Origin of the sequence: Rhodothermus profundi (assembly GCF_900142415.1) — a bacterium.
Classification (GTDB): Bacteria; Bacteroidota; Rhodothermia; order Rhodothermales; family Rhodothermaceae; genus Rhodothermus; species Rhodothermus profundi.
In genome coordinates this window covers 82,236-98,085 of sequence record NZ_FRAU01000010.1, presented here as the reverse complement: position 1 = coordinate 98,085, position 15,850 = coordinate 82,236, and the positions used below count along the sequence as shown (strand labels likewise).

The following is a 15,850-nucleotide window of genomic DNA, read 5'->3' as shown; positions in this document are numbered from 1 at the left end:
GCTCAGCCTTTCAGTCCACCGGTCGCAAAGCTCTGGATGAAGTAGCGTTGGAAGAACAGGTAGGCCAGTACAATCGGCAGGGCCAGCAGAAAGGCTGCGGCCAGTTGCGGCCCCAGTTGCCCTTCGGCTCCACCTCCCACCGCAAAAAGTGCCACCAGTTGCGGCAGCGTCATCCACTGCACCTCACGCACCACGATGATTGGCCACAGCACCTCATTCCAACTTCCGATAAAGGTCAGCAGCCCCACGGTCACCAGGGCTGGCACTGACAGCGGCCAGACGATCGTAAACAGGATGCGCAGCTCGCCACAGCCATCCATCCGCGCCGCATCGATCAGGTCACGTGGGATCGTCAGAAAGCTCTGGCGCAGGATGAGGACGCCCGTCGCATTCATCATGAACGGGACAATCAGCCCGAACAGGGAATCGGTCCAGCCCAGCCGAACGATCAGCGTGTAGAGCGGAATGAGCAGCAGCAAAAAGGGAATCATCATGGTAAACAGAATGAGCGAAAAGACGGTCTCGCGTCCCCGCCAGTGTAACTTGGCAAGCGCATAGGCCGCCATTGAGGTAAAGACCAGTACCGAAAGCGTCACAGCCAGCGCCACTACCAGGCTATTCAGCAGCCCGCGCCAGACGGGAATACGCTCGAAGACCAGCCGGTAGTGGGCGAACGTCCATTGAGACGGCAGCAGCGTCAGCTCTGAAATCTCTGCCTCCGGGGTAAAGGTGGCCACGCCCATCCAGACGAACGGGTAGGCGAACACTACCAGCCCGATCAGCAGAAGCAGATACACTCCCACGCGGCGCATGGCTTAACTCCAGGTGTCGGTTTCTACAAAACGTCGCTGCAGCAGGACCACAAGGAAGATCACGAGGGCAAAGCAGAAGCCCAGCGCGGCCGCATAGCCCATGTGGTTGAAGTAAAAGGCCTGGTTGTAGATGTAAAGCACGGCCGACAGCGTGGCATTGAGCGGACCGCCGCCGGTCAGAATGTAGGGTTCGATAAAAAGCGAAAATCCTCCGATGGTTGAAAGCACCACCACGGTTACCATTGTCGGATTCAAAAGAGGGAGCGTTACGTGCCACCAGCGTTGCCAGGGCGTGGCCCCATCCAGTTCGGCAGCTTCGTACAGATGCTTCGGGATGTGCTGCAATCCGGCCAGGAACAGCACAATGTACAGGCCCACGTTTTTCCAGGTGGCCATGATAGCAATGGAAGGCATTGCCAGGGCTGGCGACACCAGCCAGGGCACCGGTTCTCCACCCAGCGCCTGGAGCATTCGATTGATAAGCCCGGTATCGAAGGCAAACAGTTGCTGAAACAGAATCGTAATCACCACGCCCGAGACCACGACCGGCATAAAGTAAGCTGCTCGGAAAAAGCCCCGTCCTTTCAGCGGTCGGTTTAGCAGCTCCGCAAAGAACAGGGCCACAACGATCTGCAAGGGAATGTGAATCGTCAGAAACAGGCCTGTGTTGAGCAGCGCCCGGAAAAACAGGTCATCGCGCACCAAGCGCCAGAAGTTTTTCAGGCCCACAAATTCCATGGGCGTAACGATGTCCCAACGATGGAACATCAGCACGAAGGCAAACAGCAGCGGGTAGCCAAAAAACACGCTCAGGTGCAGCAGGTAGGGCGCTACCAGTACATACCCCTGCTGCGCTTCACGCAGCCGGACGCGCCACCGTCGTTTTTTTGCCGCACGCTCAGGCATTCCAGTTCAGAATCATCCGAATGCGCCGCAGGGCACGGCGGGTCGCTTCGGCCGGTGAACGTATGCCATACACAGCCGCTGCCTCGAACTCCTGGGCCAGTGCGTCCAGAATCTCTTTTAAGTCTGGGACGCTATCGACGCTGCGCGTGTAGGCGGCCTGTTCGGCAAAGCGTCGCAGCAGTGGTTGCTGCTCAAAAACCGGCGCAAAGTAGGGATCGTCGAGGAGTCCCCGGCGCACGGGAATCTGACGCGTGCGCTCCAACAGTCGCCGATCCGCCTGGCGCGACACCAGAAAGCGCAGGAGACTCCAGGCAATTTCCGGATGCTGCGTGGTGGAAAAAATCACCATGTTTTTATAGTCTCCGTAAGTGTAAACCGGCCCTTCGTGGTCGTCCGGCACCGGAAGGGGCGCCACTTCATAGACCAGCTCGGCTGGCGCGTGCTTTTCCAGCCAGACGAGATGCCAGGAGCCGGTAAAGTCGGTCGCAAGCTGGCCGTTGAGAAACCGGCTGCCACTGCTGGTCCAGACCGCTTTCGGAAACGCTCCCATTGCGTAGAGACGGGCAAAAAAAGCGAACACGCGATTGGAAGCAGCCGTGTCGAGCGCCAGTTGCCCCTGCCCATCAAACAGCGTGCGCCCTCCCGAGGCGGCCACATAGAAGGCATAGTAATCGAAGTAGCGTTGCCACCAGATCGGTCGGATGTCGCGGTAGCCCATCCATCGGTCGATCGTCCCGTCGCCGTCGGTGTCGGCCGTGATGCGACGGGCCGCCTCCAGATACTCGCGGTAGGTGCGCGGCGGCTGCTCAAACCCTGCTTCTTGCAGGAGTTGCACGTTATAGAACATCATGACCGGATTGGTCTTCCAGGGAAACTGATAGAAGTGGCCGTCTCGGGAGCGAAACTGCATCCGTACGGTTTCGGGAATGCGGCTCTGCCACAGCGAGTCGAAGTCCGAAAAGCGATCAAGGGGCACCAGCGCCCCGGCTTCCACAAAATCCTCGACGATACCCGGCCATATATTGGAGCACAGGTCCGGGGTTGTCCCCGCGGCCACGGCCGCCAGCAGGACCTCTTCGCTGGACTGGCCGGCCGGAATGGGTTGCACCACGACTTCCACCTCTGGGTGGGCAGCCTGCCATTCGGCTACCAGCTCGCGAGCCAGAGCCAGCTCGTCCGGATTCGGTGCGGTCCAGTAGACAAGCCGAATGCCGCCACCCGCCGCTGTAGAGGGGGGAGTGGGGCGGTGGCATCCCATCAGCAGCAACGCGCTTATCAGCACGCAGCCCCCCACATAATGCGCAGGCGTCCGATTCCCTGCCATAGTGCATCGGCTGTCAGGCTGGAGGGTAGGCTTTTCGGTGCGCGGACGAAGCGCGCACCACCAGTTCGCAGGGCACCACAATGATATGCTGCCCCCGGGCATATGGGCGGCGCGTTTCGTCTGGAGTCATGCGTTCGACCAGGTGGCGCATGGCCAGCTCGCCCAGTTGCTCTTTGAAAACCCGCACGCTGGTGAGGGGCACCGGTGCCTGGGTAGCCCCCTGCACGTCGTCGAACCCCACCAGCGCCACGTCCTCGGGTATCCGAAGGCCTGCCTGCAGCAGCGTCTCCATCACGCCCAGCGCCAGCGCATCATTGGCGCAAAAGGCAGCTGTGGGACGTGTCTTCAACTCCAACAGTCGCTGTCCCAGGCGCTGGCCAGTTGCCCGCGTGGGCTCCGCCTCCTCATCTACCAGCACCAGCGCAGGATCCGGAGTCTGTCCGGTCCGCACCAGTGCTCCCCGGTAGCCTTCCAGCCGGTTGGCAATGCTTGGATGCTGCAGGTCTGCCCCCACAAACGCAATGCGCCGGTGACCCTGCTGCAACAGGTGCTCTACGGCCACGCGAGCCCCTCCCTGATTGTCGATAACCACAGCGGGAAATCCCTCGGCTTCATAATCGATCAGCACGGTCGGCAACTTCATTGCTCGCACCTCCTGTAGAAAGGTGTCGCTCACCTTGCCGGCCACCAGAAGGCCATCCACGTTACGCTCCCGCAGAAAACGCGGCGTATGCACCCGAGGTTGATAGTCTCGCGGGATGGTGGTTAGCAGGACGTACAGATTGTGCAGCCGCGCTTCGAATTCCGTTCCCAGGAAAATGTAGGTGTAAAACGGTTCACTTCGGGTAAAATGATCGTCGCGCAGCACAAACCCGATGTTGCCAGTCCGTTTCAACGACAGGTCGCGTGCAGCTCGGGAGGGAACGTAGCCCAGCTCTCTGGCAGCTTTCAGTACGCGCCGGCGCGTTGCCTCGCTCACATGGCCTTTATTATTGAGGACCAACGAAACGGTTGAAATCGACACTCCGGCAGCTCGGGCGACATCCCGAATGGTGCTTCGTGAAGTGCTCATGGGGTCTCTCTGAAGATCGAAACGGTTTAATGAAAATTTATCTCATCTATGAAAATCTGTCAAGTAATAGCTTCCAGAGTTATCCAAACCTGGCCGCAGCCATCTGTCTGCTCGGGCTTCGATTCTTTAAAAAGGCGGGACTGCCTCCCTATGATTGGAAGCGTGCGGGGTCGAGCTCGGCATAGCTCGGACGGCATTGCACTATCAAGGCCGCCCTGTCCCCGCACCTTTCCGCGGCACCGAACGCGGCTTCATCCATTCCGCTCAACCCAAAAAGCGTTTTTGCCCCCATGGTCCTCTGGATAGAGAGCCGACCCGGGGGCTTGACAAGGTGGGTGTGTGTTACTTAGCTACGTGCATGTCGGGTCGCGAAGGCCGGCGTGAACGGCGACCCGGCTGGCTTATCCGACGTGAACTCGTCAGTCAAAATCGTACAGCCATGGAGCGGATCCTGTCGAAGCTGTACACGACCGGTCTGTTGCTGCTTATCCAGGCGGCCACGGTCCATGCTTTGTGGGCCCGACCTGAACGGGAAGGCGAAGATGGCGGCGGAGGCAGTGGGGCCAGCTCCTGCCGGGCAGCCAGTGGCATAGGAGCCGTTCTGGGAACCCTTGCCCTTGGGGCACTGGCAACACCGGTAGGGACTGCAGCGTGGTTAGGATGGACGGCGGCTTCTCTTATCTTTGGCATACCGGCTACCGGCATCTCCATAGGAACGGCGATTGGCTGCACAAACTGAAATGGACGGCGCACCACTCCATTTACCGGGACAGTTCTGGCGCCTGTATGTTTCGCGGCACCGGGCAACCGGCCAGGGAGAGGGCGAACGCTGGGTGCTCCGAGCGCTCTATGGACTGCTTGGCGTGGCAGTCTTTGGCTGGGGGCTTTCGCTGGAGTGGATGCTCTGGAGGGTACCGCCAGCAGAGCGCCTGCATGGGGTCCATGCTGCAACGCTCAGCCTGATTTTGCTCTGGCCGCTGCTGCAATCGCTCTGGGGAGCAGGACCAGACGTACCGGTTCGTCCATGGTTACTGTGGCCGGTCTCACGCACCAGGATAGCCCATGCATTGCAGATGCTCAGCCTCCTGCACGGAGCCAACGGGGCGCTGGGCCTCTTCTTGCTGGGGATCTGGCTCGGCAGCATTGTCCCCCGCTTCACGTTGCTTCCGGCGCTGAGCTGGCTCCTGACCGCCACGCTGCTGGTCACCGGCACGCAATGGGCGGCCAACCTCCTGCGCCTGCTCCGCTATACATGGCCCGGAGTCTACGTATGCGTATGGCTGGGCAGCCTGGTCGGACTGGGCATGCTGAACCAGCAGGGCGGGCTGGCGTGGCTCGCCGCGCGTGCGCTGGAAGCACCCCTTTACGGACAGCCCGGCAGTATGGGGGTATTGCTGGGCCTGAACGCTGCGCTTTACGCAACAGGCCTGGTGCTTATCCGACGCACGCTCTACGTGGACCATTCCTTCATGGGACGGGTGCCGGCTGCCGCCATCCGAAGGCCGCGCTGGAACCTATCGGCTACCTGGCACCTGACTCTGCTACAGTTTCGTCTGCTCTGGCGGCATCGCTTTACTCGGTTGCTCATTTTCCTGCCATTGCTCTACGGAATGCTTGGAGGAGGGCAACTCTTCATGGGACTTGAGCAAGAAAGCCCGCTGCTTCTTCTGATGGGTACGGCCTTCCTGCTGGCCGGTACGCTCCGTGCCGTAATCGACATGCTACCTCTGCAGAGCGCGTTTGGCGAGGGCCTGTTTACCTGGCCCCTTCCCTATCGGGCGCTGGGGCGGGCCACGCTGCTTGGTACGGCCACTCTAGCGCTATGCGCCTTTATCGCCGCTCTGAGCATCTGGGGGTTACTTTCGTTGCTCCCAACGCTCCGCATCGAAGCCTCCCACATGCAACGCCTGGCCCTACTTTACCTTTATCTGGTGGGTTTTGTGCATCCGGTGCTGCTCTGGCAGATGCCCCTGCATGCCGTTCGGATCGAACTCCATCCCCAATCGCTTTTTTCCTCCAAACAAATGCTTTACCGACAGCCCCTGCGCCTGCTGGGCCTGGTGCTCACGCTGCAGGCACTGGCACTGGTTGGCATGATGACCGGGCGTTATGGCATGCTGCTACTGGGATTGCTGGGAAGCGCCAGCCTGCTCCTCTATCCCCACTGGTTGGATCTGCTAGAACGGCAACTGATCCGTCACAAACACGAACTGCTGGCACACCTGCGGCCCTCCTGACGTCATGGAGATTCGACTCATTCGGCTAAAAAAACGCTACGGCGAAACCATGGCCGTGGATATTCCCGAGCTGACCATCCGCTCGGGCGAGCTGGTTGGAGTGGTCGGACGCAACGGCGCTGGTAAAACAACTCTGCTGCGCCTGATCCTGGACCTGGTAGCCCCCACAGAAGGACAGGTATTGCTCGACGGACAGGACGTGCGGCAAACCGCTGCCTGGAAACAGCAAACGAGCGCTTACCTCGACGATAGTTTTCTGATTCCCTTTCTGACGCCAGATGAATACCTGACGTTGGTGGGACAGGTGTATGGGCTGGATGAAAATACGTACCGGGCACGGCTGGAAGCACTGGCGTCCTTTCTGGACCCGGCGTTGCTGGCAACGCGCACGTACGTACGCGACCTTTCAGCCGGGAACCGGCAACGGGTCGGGCTGGCAGCAGCCCTCCTGGTACAACCGCGCCTGCTGGTGCTGGATGAACCCTTCGCGCATCTGGACCCGACCGCCTGCCAGCAACTAACCCGACTCCTACAGCTCCATCAGCAGCAACGGCATGCGACGATTCTGTTTACAAGCCATCACCTGAACGAAGTGGTCGGACTGGCGCAACGCATTCTCGTCATGCAGGATGGCCGCATTGTGCGCGACGTAACCGAAGGCGCCTCCGCGCAGCAGGAGCTGGAAGCCTATTTTGCTGGCCTATCGAAGGCTTCGTAGAGCAACGCGCCGTCAGCAGCGAACAGGCATCTGTTTCCGCGGATGTCGGCTCGGTTTACCGTTTTTCTTTATGCTGGCAGCAGCCTGTCCATATCTCATCGTGCCTGCAGGAGCCCGCAGCCGCTCCAGGACAACCGGCTGCTCTGGAAAGTCCTTTTAGAGGCCACCACTGCAGGACTTTATGCTACGGTCTATCCAGCTGCCCGCAGGATATCAAGCGGAGGACGCCCATAGACCTGACGGTTGCCTAGCAGCCCGATACTTAGCGTCAGCACAAGGGCGCTCAGTACCGCAGCGCCGAGCACATCCAGAGGATACACGGGCGGCACCTCGAATACCTGTCGGGCCAGTAGTTCGGCTGCTCCCACAGCCAATAGCAGTCCCACGATTGCGGCCAACCCTCCCAGCAATCCGTACTCTACCGCCGTGATCTGAAGCACCTGGTGTCGCGAAGCACCCAGCGTCTTGAGCAGCACCGTCTCTTCTTCGCGGGCTACACGCGTAACGGCAATAGCTCCCAGCAACACAATCACGCCAGTCAGTACGCTAAAGAGCGCCATAAACTGCAGCACCAGCCCGACCTGACCGAAGATCTCATCAGCTACGTTCAGGATAAGCTGAAGATCAATGGCTGAAACGTTCGGAAACGCCTCGACAACAGCCCGCTGAATATGAGGCGAGGCTTCGCCAGCCCGCACCAGTAGCACGAACATCTGCGGCGCTTCTTCCAGCACTCCCCGGGGAAAAAGTACAAAGAAATTCGTCTGGAACCGCCGCCAGTCCACGCGTCGGATGCTTCCCACCACAGTAGGAATCTCAATGCCCTGCACGTTCCACACCAGCGTATCGCCCAGCGTTACACCCAGCTCGGCGGCAATCTCCTCTTCGAGCGAGACAGGCGGCACCGCCGTGCCAGGTGGCACCGCAGGCGTAAACGTACCGGCCAGAAGCGTTTCGGTATCGGTCAGGTGGTCTCGATAGGACGAGCGGTACGCTCGCCGGAAGGCCCAGTTTAACCGAGCGGTTGTGTCAGCCTGGAGCATTTCAATGCGACGCCCGTTAACCGCCGCCAGCCGCATCGTGACAATCGGAACCGCTTCAAGCACAGGTGCTCCGCTGGCTTCGATGAGCGCGATCAGGCTATCTCGCTGATCAGGCTGCACGTCAAAAAAGACCAGATCCGGACGCGTGCCGCCATCGGCCTGCCGCACCTGGGCTATAAGCGATCGTTCCAGGAGCAGCACCAGCACTACCAGAAATGTCCCCAGTCCAAGCACTACCATCAACACGAGCGTCTGGTTATGAGGGCGGTAGAGATTAGCCAGCCCTTGCCGAAAGACGTACGGCCATCGGCTCGGGGTCGCGCGGCGTAGCAGGTGCATCAGTCCCCGGGCCAGCAGCGTCAGCGTTCCCAGAACAAGCATCAGCCCGAAGGCATACCCGGCGCCTATCACCGGCGTCGGGGCCTGCAGCATGGCCAGGGCACTGAGCCCGCCGGTTAACAGGAGCCAGGCGCCCCAGCGCCAGAGATCCCGTCCGTTCGGGACGGGATCGACCGACGCGCGCAGCGCACGCAGCGGCGTAACCCGACGTACCGGGAGTAACGGCAGCAAGGCAAATAGCAGCGTAATGAGCGGCCCACTCAGTAGCCCCAGGCCTATTGCAGCAGGTTCAACCTGCAACGGCACCGCAACGGGTAGAAACGCTGCCAGCAGTCGAGGCAAAAGCGCCTGAAGTCCCAGGCCCAGCAGCGTTCCCGCCACGCCAGCCCCTATCCCCATCATTCCGGCCTGCCACAGATAGACGGCCATGGTATGGGCAGGCGTAGCCCCCAGGCAGCGTAGCACCGCCACCGCATCTACGCGCTGCTGGACGTACACATGCACCGCACTGGCTACGCCGATCCCTCCAAGGACAAGCGCAATGAATCCGATCAGGCCCAGAAAGCGATACAGGTTTGCCAGCGCTTCATCCCAGTCTGCCCGCACTTCTTCCAGGGTATCGACATCGACCTGCAACGGTTGCAGTTGCTGGCGGAGCCGGCGGCCTAGCGCTTCAGCATCCCGCCTATCGTCGAAGCGGAAATACACCGCATACGTGGCGCGGCTGCCAAAGCCGAGCAACAGGGTATCCATTCCAGCTCGGGGGATATACACGCGCGGAGCAGCCAGTGCCATAAGTGCCGACTCAGAGGGTGTTGCCAGCAGACGCCCGACAATGCGATAGCTTCGGCGTCCCACCCGCACCGAGTCACCTATGCGCACGCCGTAGGCCTCCATCAGCGTACGCTCAACCAGGGCACCATCTGCGCGCAGGTACTGCTCGGCTGCTTCTGGAGGATCGGTCTGGAGCTGTCCGTACAGCGGCCAGGATCCTTCGACTGCTCGGATCGATGCCAGACGCACGTGGCCTGTGCGCGGGAAATAAACCATGGAAGCAAAAGCGATCACCCGGGCCTGTCGTCCACCGATTGTATTGAGAAGCGCGTCCAGCGTATCGAACGGCGCCGCACGTTCCAGACGCAGATCAGCACCCAGCAACCGCCGCGCTTGTTCGTCTACAGCGCGTCGTAGATTTCCCCCCACCCCGTTGATGGCTACCAGCGCTGCCAGCCCCAGGATCATGGCCGACAGAAAGAGTCCCAGGCGTCGTCGGCTTCCCCGGCTGTCGCGCCAGGCCATGCGGAGGGCCCAGCGTAGCGCTCTGGCATGATGTTCAGCCATGGCGCGTCGGCTGGATGGCCGGATGCACCGGTTCGTCAGCCACAATGCGTCCAGCACGCAAATGCAGCAGGCGTCCGGTGCGCCGAGCCAGCTCCAGATTGTGCGTGACAATGATAAGGGTTGTACCCGCGGTCGCGTTCAACTCAAAAAGCAGATCTTCGACAAGCGCGCCGGTCTCCGCATCCAGGTTACCGGTGGGTTCGTCGGCAAACAGGATGCGGGGTTGATTGATGAACGCCCGGGCCAGCGCCACCCGTTGCTGCTCTCCTCCCGAAAGCTGGCGCGGGTAGTGGTGCAGCCGATCCCCGAGCCCTACCCGTTCCAACAGCGCTATAGCCTGCCGGCGTGCCATACGATCGCCGCGTAATTCGGCAGGCACCATGACATTTTCCAGCGCCGTCAGCGTAGGCAATAGCTGAAACGTCTGAAAAACAAAACCTACCAGTTGATTGCGGAGTGCTGCCCGTGCTTCTTCATCCAGTCTGGTCAGCTCTTGACCGTCCAGCCAGACTTTACCCGACGTAGGTTGGTCCAGGCCGGCACACAATCCTAACAGCGTCGTTTTACCGCTGCCTGAGGGGCCCACAATGGCGCAGGCTTCTCCCGGCGCTATCGAAAACGAAATATCCTGGAGCACGGTGAGCGTCCGTGATCCGCTTCGGTAGGTCTTCGACAGATGCGCAACCCGTAGCATACTCCCATACGCGAATGCTCAAAATCGACTTCCTTATAACCGGCTGGGCTGATTCGGTTCTTAGGGTGCTGTTTCCTCTTCTCCTTATCCTGCTGGCTTCCTGCCAGGACACGTCGAAGTCTTCTGCCTCCTCATCCGAAGGCTCCCCGGACACTACTGCCAAGACACCGACTCATGCCGCACGCGCAGCGCAACCAATCACCGTGCTTGTGCTGGGCAATAGCCTGGCAGCCGGCTATGGCCTGTCGCCGGACGAAGCCTTTCCGGCCATCCTGCAGCGCAAGGTTGATTCGCTGGGCTGGCCTGTACGCATCCTGAACGCAGGCCTCAGTGGAGAAACCTCGGCCGGTGGGCTGCGCCGCATCGACTGGTTACTTCGGGAACGAATTGATGTGCTCATCTTAGAGCTGGGCGCCAATGACGGGCTGCGCGGTATCGACCCAGAAGTAACCCGCCAGAATCTCCAGGGTATCATTGACAAAGTGCGTGCCCGCTATCCAGAAGCCGACATCATCCTGGCTGGCATGCAACTGCCTCCTAACCTGGGCCCCGCCTACACCGCCGCTTTCCGCGCCCTGTATCCTGAGCTAGCCCGTGCCAACAATGCTTATTTAATCCCTTTCCTGCTCGAAGGCGTCGGTGGGGTACCCGAACTGAACCAGGCAGACGGCATTCATCCCACCGCCGAAGGCCAGCGTATCGTAGCCGAGAACGTCTGGCGCGTGCTGCGGCCCGTGCTGGAACGACGTCTGGGGCTGGCATAAGCTGCAACCGAAACCGTCCCCTTTCGTATAGCCGGCCGAGCCATCTAAAGCCTTCGGTGCCCCATGTCCCGGATTTTTCTGATTCTGCTGCTTTTCTGGAGCGGCCTCTCGACAACGCGCGGCCAGCACCTGATCCGTGGCACCGTCCGGAACGCCGAAACGAACCAGCCGCTTGAAGCCGTTCACATTCAGCTACTCGGTACCTATCGGGGCACCATCACGAACATGGAAGGGCGCTTTACGCTGGAAATTCAACACTTTCCGGCCATGCTGCGCCTACGGCACATCGGCTATCGCTCCCGGACAATTCGGCTGAATGCTCCACCCGACACGACGTTGGATGTTCGTCTGACTCCGGTTACCTACTCGCTGCCGCCTGTAGTTGTAGGTACAGGCAGCGATCCGGCCGAAGAAATTATGCGTCGGGTCATCGCTCGCAAGCAGACCTGGCGCAGCCGTCTGCACACCTATCGTGCCGAGACTTACTCGCGCCAGACCGTCGCCACCGATACCGGCATTGTACAGATCGCTGAAACGCACTCCCTTGTCTTCTGGAAACGGGACAAAGGCGTCCGCGAAGTGGTGCAGGCCCGTCGCCAGACCGCCAACCTTTCGGGAGCGCAGAATCTGGTAGGCGCCCGCTATCTGCCCAACTTCTACGACGATGATCTGGACATTGCGGGCTATCGAATGATCGGCCCCACCCACCCCAAAGCGCTTCGCTACTATCGCTTTCGCCTGACCGGTTACCGCTACCTGGACGATCGGCTTGTCTATGACATTGCCGTGGAGCCAGCCGCACGCTTCCAGCCGCTATTCCGGGGCAAGCTGGCTGTGCTTGACAGCGCGTATGCGCTGCTGGAAGTGGATCTTGAGCCGGGCGAGATGGTGCTGTTCCCTCCGCCTTTTCAGGAAGTACGCCTGCACTACCGGCAGCAGTTCAGCCTGTTCAAAGACAGCGTCTGGCTGCCCGTCGATGTGCGCGTGCAAGGTGCTTTCAAGATAGGCTTTCCGGGCCTTCAGTTTCCTCCTTTCCAGGTACGCCAGCTTACCCGGTTCATCACCTATGAAGTGAACGTCCCGCTACCCGACACCCTGTTTCAGCAGACGGCCGAAGAAATCCTCGAAGCCTCAGTAGCCCGGGCCGATACGCTGACGGAACTGGCCCGTGTTCCATTGACGCCGCCGGAGCAGCAGGCCTACGCATGGATCGACAGCACCCAGACACTTTCCAGCGTGCTGGCGCCCCGGGGCCTGCTGGCGCGCTTTGTGCGCGCCGACAGCAGACGCGCGTCGTCAGGTTCTCGGCCCTTTCGATTTACGCCGCGCCTCTGGTTCAATCGGGTGGAAGGGTTGCATGTGGGTGCCCGCCTGTACCTGTGGCCAAAAGGTCGGCTAAAGCCCGACGTCGCCCTGGGCTACGCCTTTGCCTCGGAGCGCCCTACCTACCGACTGCAACTGCATGCCCGGCTCCACCCACGCATTACGCTGACGCCTGGCCTTTTCGACGAGACCATCCCGCGCTGGCCTTCGATCTACGGTCGCCTGATGGTCGGGATGCACATGCTGATGGGCGGACGCGATTATCTGGATTACTATCGGCGGCAGGGTTTCGGTCTGGAAGCTGTCTACGGTACCGAACACCTGCACATGCGGGCCGGCTATTTCCTGGAACGGCATCGTTCCGACACGCTTCGGACCACCCGGACGCTTTTCGGCCCCCGGTCTCAGCGCCCCAACCTGCCTGTTGTAGAAGGGCGCTGGCAGCGCCTCACGGTAACCGTCCGGATAGGTGACGAGTCACTGCCGGCCGGTCTGCTCGGACGTCGAGCGCTAGAACTGGCGCTTGAGCACGGCTGGCAGACAGATGCCCGCTACCTTCGTCTCGGTCTTCTGCTGGACGCCTACTGGTCCACGTTTCTGCGTCGCCGCATGATGCCGCCCACGCTGTACGTGCGATTGCAGGTGTCCACAGCCAGCGGCGCATTGCCACCCCAGGCGCGTCGGGTACTCGACGGCGCGCTCGGGCGCTTTGGGCCGTTCGGGACGCTACGTACCCTGCAAAATGCCTTTCTTGAAGGCGACCATCTGCTGCTTCTTGCCTGGGAGCACAATTTTCGATCGCTGCCGTTCGAGTTGCTCGGCCTGCGCTCACTGGCCCAGCACGGCATCGAGTGGATGATCGGTGGCACGCACGGTCGCATCTGGCATGCCGCCGGTACCTCCCGGAATTATCACGAACTGACCATAGCGCTGAACCGACTGCTGGGTATGTTCCGGCTCGACCTGGGCGTTCGCCTGGATCGTCCCGGCTGGGGCTGGGGCATCAGCTACGCTCGCGTTTTCTGAGCATCGTAAAGCGGGCGGATCTGCACCAGCACGTCGAAATCATCGCCCCCATGCCCGGAAAGTCGCTCTGGGCCGGTAGCGCCAACGGCGATCAGACGATTCCCCGCAACCAGCAGGTCTTCAACAAAGGTAGATCCACGTTCCGGTCCAAAAAGCCAGCGGGCTCGCTCCGTGCCCGTAGAATCTATCAGGACCAGATATGAGCTGTAAAATCCAGGTCCTTCTGCCGGTGGCCGATATTGTTCGATCAGGCCTACCACTATCTCGTTGCGTTCCGGCAACGTGCGCAATGCATTCAGACGGATGCTTCCTTCCCCGATAAACTGCACGCGCGCTTTGTTGCCCTCTCGATCGAAGAATAGCAATACAATACGAGGATCCTGGAAGCGGCGACCGCCCACCACAAGGCTGTCGGGAGTTAATGTCAGCAGATAAAAGCGCATCAATTCATCCGGCACGTAGGTACGCTCCCATTCCAGCGCTCCTCCGGATGTTACACAGAAAAGCCCGATCCCCTCGCCTTCCTTGAGCGGCCCCATCCCGTAGATGCGTCCCCTGTCATCGATTGCCAGATCGGCTATGAAGGCCAGCGCATCGAACGTTCGCTTCCAGGAAGGTGCTCCGTTCAATTCCAGCCGAACCAGCGAACGTTCCACAGCCATTACCAGTCCTCCGTTCGGAAGGGTCAGCAACGCGTGACGGCTCGCGGCACCGCCTTCTGCCTCGTACAACACCTCCTTCCGTGAACCGTCCGAGCGGGCTCTATAAAGGAGCGTTCGCGTCGGTCCTCCTCCGTGTTCATAAGGATTGTAGTAAACCAGCACGGCCAGGTCTTCGCCGAGTGGAGCAATGCCGACCACTTCTCCGTGTCGGAGATCCCGATAAACGGCCGTGCCGCGTATCGTTCCGTTTATGTCGATCCACAACAACAGGGGGACGGCCAGTGTGCCGTCGGTCGGAGCCCCAACGCCATCCGTGTAGCCGCCTACAAGTAACCATCCATCAGGGAGCTGCACGACCGTTCGCGCCCAGTCTGACCGATCGGTGCGATAGCGAACAGTCTGTATCGTGTCGTCTTCCTCTATGCTTGCGGTGTCGCATCCGATCCCCCAGAGCAGCAAGATCGGCAGAAGCCATCGCGCGCGGGACATGGCCCGATAAGCCAGTTGTTGTGATGCTATGCTGGTTTCTTTTAATCTATGCAATTTTCTAAGTTTCAACCGTTATCTACAACCAACCGATCGGTCACCATGCCCTGGAAACCCTGCCGGGTAGCCATCGCGCAGCACCCGCCTGTTTACCTGAACCTGGAAGCTTCAATAGAGCGGGCCGGCCAGTTGCTGCTGGAAGCAGCCGAAGCAGGCGCCGACCTGATTGTCTTCCCTGAGACGTGGCTCCCTGGCTATCCGATCTGGCTCGATGAGGCTCCGGGAGCTGCGCTGTGGGATGCGCCGGGCCCGAAGGCCGTCTATCGCCTCCTCTGGGAAAATGCGTTGGAAATCCCTGGCCCGCTTTTTTCAAAGCTGCAAGCGCTTGTGCGCGAAAGCGAACGCTACGTTGTGCTGGGCGTGCACGAACGGCTGCAAGGCACGCTGTACAACACCCAGCTCTTTCTGCGACCGGACGGAAGCTGGGCGCTGCACCGCAAACTGATACCCACCTACACCGAGCGCCTGATATGGGGACGGGGCGACGGCAGCACGCTGGCCGTTATCGACACGCCCTTTGGCCGACTGGGCGGCCTGATCTGCTGGGAACACTGGATGCCGCTGGCCCGCGCGGCGCTGCACGCCCGTTTTGAACAGATTCATGTAGCCCAGTGGCCCTCGGTCCACGAACGCCATCAGATTGCCAGCCGCCATTACGCGTTTGAAGGACGCTGCTTTGTACTGGCTGCCGGCACCGTGTTGCGAAAGCAGGATCTGCTGGGTGGACTGGAGACGCTTCCCCACGTGCCCTCCGAAGCCCGCGAACTGCTGGATGCCATCCCGGGCCCGCCCGAGCGTCTCCTCCAGACCGGCGGCAGTGCCATTATCGGACCGGATGGCGCCTACCTGGCCGAACCTCTCTGGAATGAGCCGGCCTTTGTCACCGCCACGCTCGAACCTGAACGCATTGCCGAAGGCCTGCTTACCCTCGATGTAGATGGCCACTATGCCCGCCCCGACATCTTTCACTTAGAGGTAGATACCCGCCCACAGGTATCGGTAACGTTCCGCACCGATCATCCGTAACAAATCGCCTGCACCGG

Annotated in this window: 13 protein-coding genes; 6 read left to right on the top strand and 7 right to left on the bottom strand. The window is 60.6% G+C overall.

The window, feature by feature from the left end:
• Nucleotides 1–2: 2 nt before the first annotated feature.
• From BUA15_RS12715 to BUA15_RS12700, 4 genes are read right to left on the bottom strand one after another with little or no spacing between them, the layout of a single operon-like run.
• Nucleotides 3–812 (bottom strand): carbohydrate ABC transporter permease, encoded by an 810-nt coding sequence (locus BUA15_RS12715; protein ID WP_072716372.1) that lies wholly within the window; start codon nucleotides 810–812, stop codon nucleotides 3–5.
• 3 nt (nucleotides 813–815) lie between these two features.
• Nucleotides 816–1,718, bottom strand: a complete 903-nt coding sequence (locus BUA15_RS12710) for a carbohydrate ABC transporter permease (RefSeq protein ID WP_072716371.1) — start codon at nucleotides 1,716–1,718, stop codon at nucleotides 816–818.
• Nucleotides 1,711–3,042, bottom strand: coding sequence for an ABC transporter substrate-binding protein (locus BUA15_RS12705; protein ID WP_072716370.1), 1,332 nt, complete (start codon nucleotides 3,040–3,042; stop codon nucleotides 1,711–1,713). Before BUA15_RS12705 ends, BUA15_RS12710 begins: the two co-directional genes overlap by 8 nt.
• A 13-nt stretch (nucleotides 3,043–3,055) precedes the next feature.
• The gene (locus tag BUA15_RS12700; RefSeq protein WP_072716369.1) at nucleotides 3,056–4,114 is read right to left on the bottom strand and encodes a LacI family DNA-binding transcriptional regulator; all 1,059 of its coding nucleotides are present in this window, start codon (nucleotides 4,112–4,114) and stop codon (nucleotides 3,056–3,058) included.
• A 439-nt stretch (nucleotides 4,115–4,553) separates the two neighbouring features.
• Here BUA15_RS12700 and BUA15_RS12695 point away from each other — a divergent pair, with 439 nt between their 5' ends.
• Genes BUA15_RS12695 through BUA15_RS12685 form a run of 3 tightly spaced genes read left to right on the top strand, consistent with a single transcriptional unit; the run spans nucleotide 4,554 to nucleotide 7,069 of the window.
• A complete protein-coding gene (locus BUA15_RS12695; protein ID WP_143149617.1) occupies nucleotides 4,554–4,853 on the top strand; it encodes a hypothetical protein in 300 nt (99 codons plus the stop codon).
• Between the two features lies 1 nt (nucleotide 4,854).
• Nucleotides 4,855–6,351 carry a DUF5687 family protein gene (locus BUA15_RS12690; protein WP_072716367.1) on the top strand — a complete coding sequence of 499 codons (1,497 nt, stop codon included), beginning with the start codon at nucleotides 4,855–4,857 and terminating at the stop codon, nucleotides 6,349–6,351.
• 4 nt (nucleotides 6,352–6,355) lie between these two features.
• On the top strand, nucleotides 6,356–7,069 hold the full coding sequence (locus tag BUA15_RS12685) for an ABC transporter ATP-binding protein (protein ID WP_072716366.1): 714 nt from the start codon (nucleotides 6,356–6,358) through the stop codon (nucleotides 7,067–7,069).
• Nucleotides 7,070–7,260: 191 nt separating this feature from the next.
• Here BUA15_RS12685 and BUA15_RS12680 read toward each other — a convergent pair whose 3' ends face one another.
• Together BUA15_RS12680 and BUA15_RS12675 are read right to left on the bottom strand one after the other, a co-directional pair.
• Nucleotides 7,261–9,792, bottom strand: a complete 2,532-nt coding sequence (locus tag BUA15_RS12680) for an ABC transporter permease (protein WP_072716365.1) — start codon at nucleotides 9,790–9,792, stop codon at nucleotides 7,261–7,263.
• Nucleotides 9,785–10,486 carry an ABC transporter ATP-binding protein gene (locus BUA15_RS12675; protein ID WP_072716364.1) on the bottom strand — a complete coding sequence of 234 codons (702 nt, stop codon included), beginning with the start codon at nucleotides 10,484–10,486 and terminating at the stop codon, nucleotides 9,785–9,787. Before BUA15_RS12675 ends, BUA15_RS12680 begins: the two co-directional genes overlap by 8 nt.
• A gap of 203 nt (nucleotides 10,487–10,689) precedes the next feature.
• On the opposite strand from BUA15_RS12675, the gene BUA15_RS12670 reads away from it, so the two are divergent.
• Both BUA15_RS12670 and BUA15_RS12665 read left to right on the top strand, forming a co-directional pair.
• The gene (locus BUA15_RS12670; RefSeq protein WP_245772044.1) at nucleotides 10,690–11,250 is read left to right on the top strand and encodes an arylesterase; all 561 of its coding nucleotides are present in this window, start codon (nucleotides 10,690–10,692) and stop codon (nucleotides 11,248–11,250) included.
• Nucleotides 11,251–11,313: 63 nt separating this feature from the next.
• Entirely contained in the window at nucleotides 11,314–13,599 is a 2,286-nt protein-coding gene (locus BUA15_RS12665; RefSeq protein ID WP_072716362.1) for a DUF5686 and carboxypeptidase-like regulatory domain-containing protein, read from the top strand.
• Here BUA15_RS12665 and BUA15_RS12660 read toward each other — a convergent pair.
• A complete protein-coding gene (locus BUA15_RS12660) occupies nucleotides 13,581–14,750 on the bottom strand; it encodes a hypothetical protein (protein WP_072716361.1) in 1,170 nt (389 codons plus the stop codon). The two genes, BUA15_RS12665 and BUA15_RS12660, sit on opposite strands and share 19 nt — an antisense overlap.
• A gap of 99 nt (nucleotides 14,751–14,849) precedes the next feature.
• Here BUA15_RS12660 and BUA15_RS12655 point away from each other — a divergent pair, with 99 nt between their 5' ends.
• Nucleotides 14,850–15,833, top strand: a complete 984-nt coding sequence (locus BUA15_RS12655) for a carbon-nitrogen hydrolase family protein (protein ID WP_072716360.1) — start codon at nucleotides 14,850–14,852, stop codon at nucleotides 15,831–15,833.
• Nucleotides 15,834–15,850: the final 17 nt, after the last annotated feature.

Excerpts from the sequence above, each read along its gene's own strand:
- BUA15_RS12680 (WP_072716365.1), bottom strand. The coding sequence starts at position 9,792 with ATGGCTGAACATCATGCCAGAGCGCTACGCTGGGCCCTCCGCATGGCC.
- BUA15_RS12705 (WP_072716370.1), bottom strand. The coding sequence starts at position 3,042 with ATGGCAGGGAATCGGACGCCTGCGCATTATGTGGGGGGCTGCGTGCTG.
- BUA15_RS12690 (WP_072716367.1), top strand. The coding sequence starts at position 4,855 with ATGGACGGCGCACCACTCCATTTACCGGGACAGTTCTGGCGCCTGTAT.
- BUA15_RS12700 (WP_072716369.1), bottom strand. The coding sequence starts at position 4,114 with ATGAGCACTTCACGAAGCACCATTCGGGATGTCGCCCGAGCTGCCGGA.
- BUA15_RS12655 (WP_072716360.1), top strand. The coding sequence starts at position 14,850 with ATGCCCTGGAAACCCTGCCGGGTAGCCATCGCGCAGCACCCGCCTGTT.
- BUA15_RS12695 (WP_143149617.1), top strand. The coding sequence starts at position 4,554 with ATGGAGCGGATCCTGTCGAAGCTGTACACGACCGGTCTGTTGCTGCTT.
- BUA15_RS12665 (WP_072716362.1), top strand. The coding sequence starts at position 11,314 with ATGTCCCGGATTTTTCTGATTCTGCTGCTTTTCTGGAGCGGCCTCTCG.
- BUA15_RS12710 (WP_072716371.1), bottom strand. The coding sequence starts at position 1,718 with ATGCCTGAGCGTGCGGCAAAAAAACGACGGTGGCGCGTCCGGCTGCGT.
- BUA15_RS12675 (WP_072716364.1), bottom strand. The coding sequence starts at position 10,486 with ATGCTACGGGTTGCGCATCTGTCGAAGACCTACCGAAGCGGATCACGG.
- BUA15_RS12685 (WP_072716366.1), top strand. The coding sequence starts at position 6,356 with ATGGAGATTCGACTCATTCGGCTAAAAAAACGCTACGGCGAAACCATG.
- BUA15_RS12715 (WP_072716372.1), bottom strand. The coding sequence starts at position 812 with ATGCGCCGCGTGGGAGTGTATCTGCTTCTGCTGATCGGGCTGGTAGTG.
- BUA15_RS12660 (WP_072716361.1), bottom strand. The coding sequence starts at position 14,750 with ATGTCCCGCGCGCGATGGCTTCTGCCGATCTTGCTGCTCTGGGGGATC.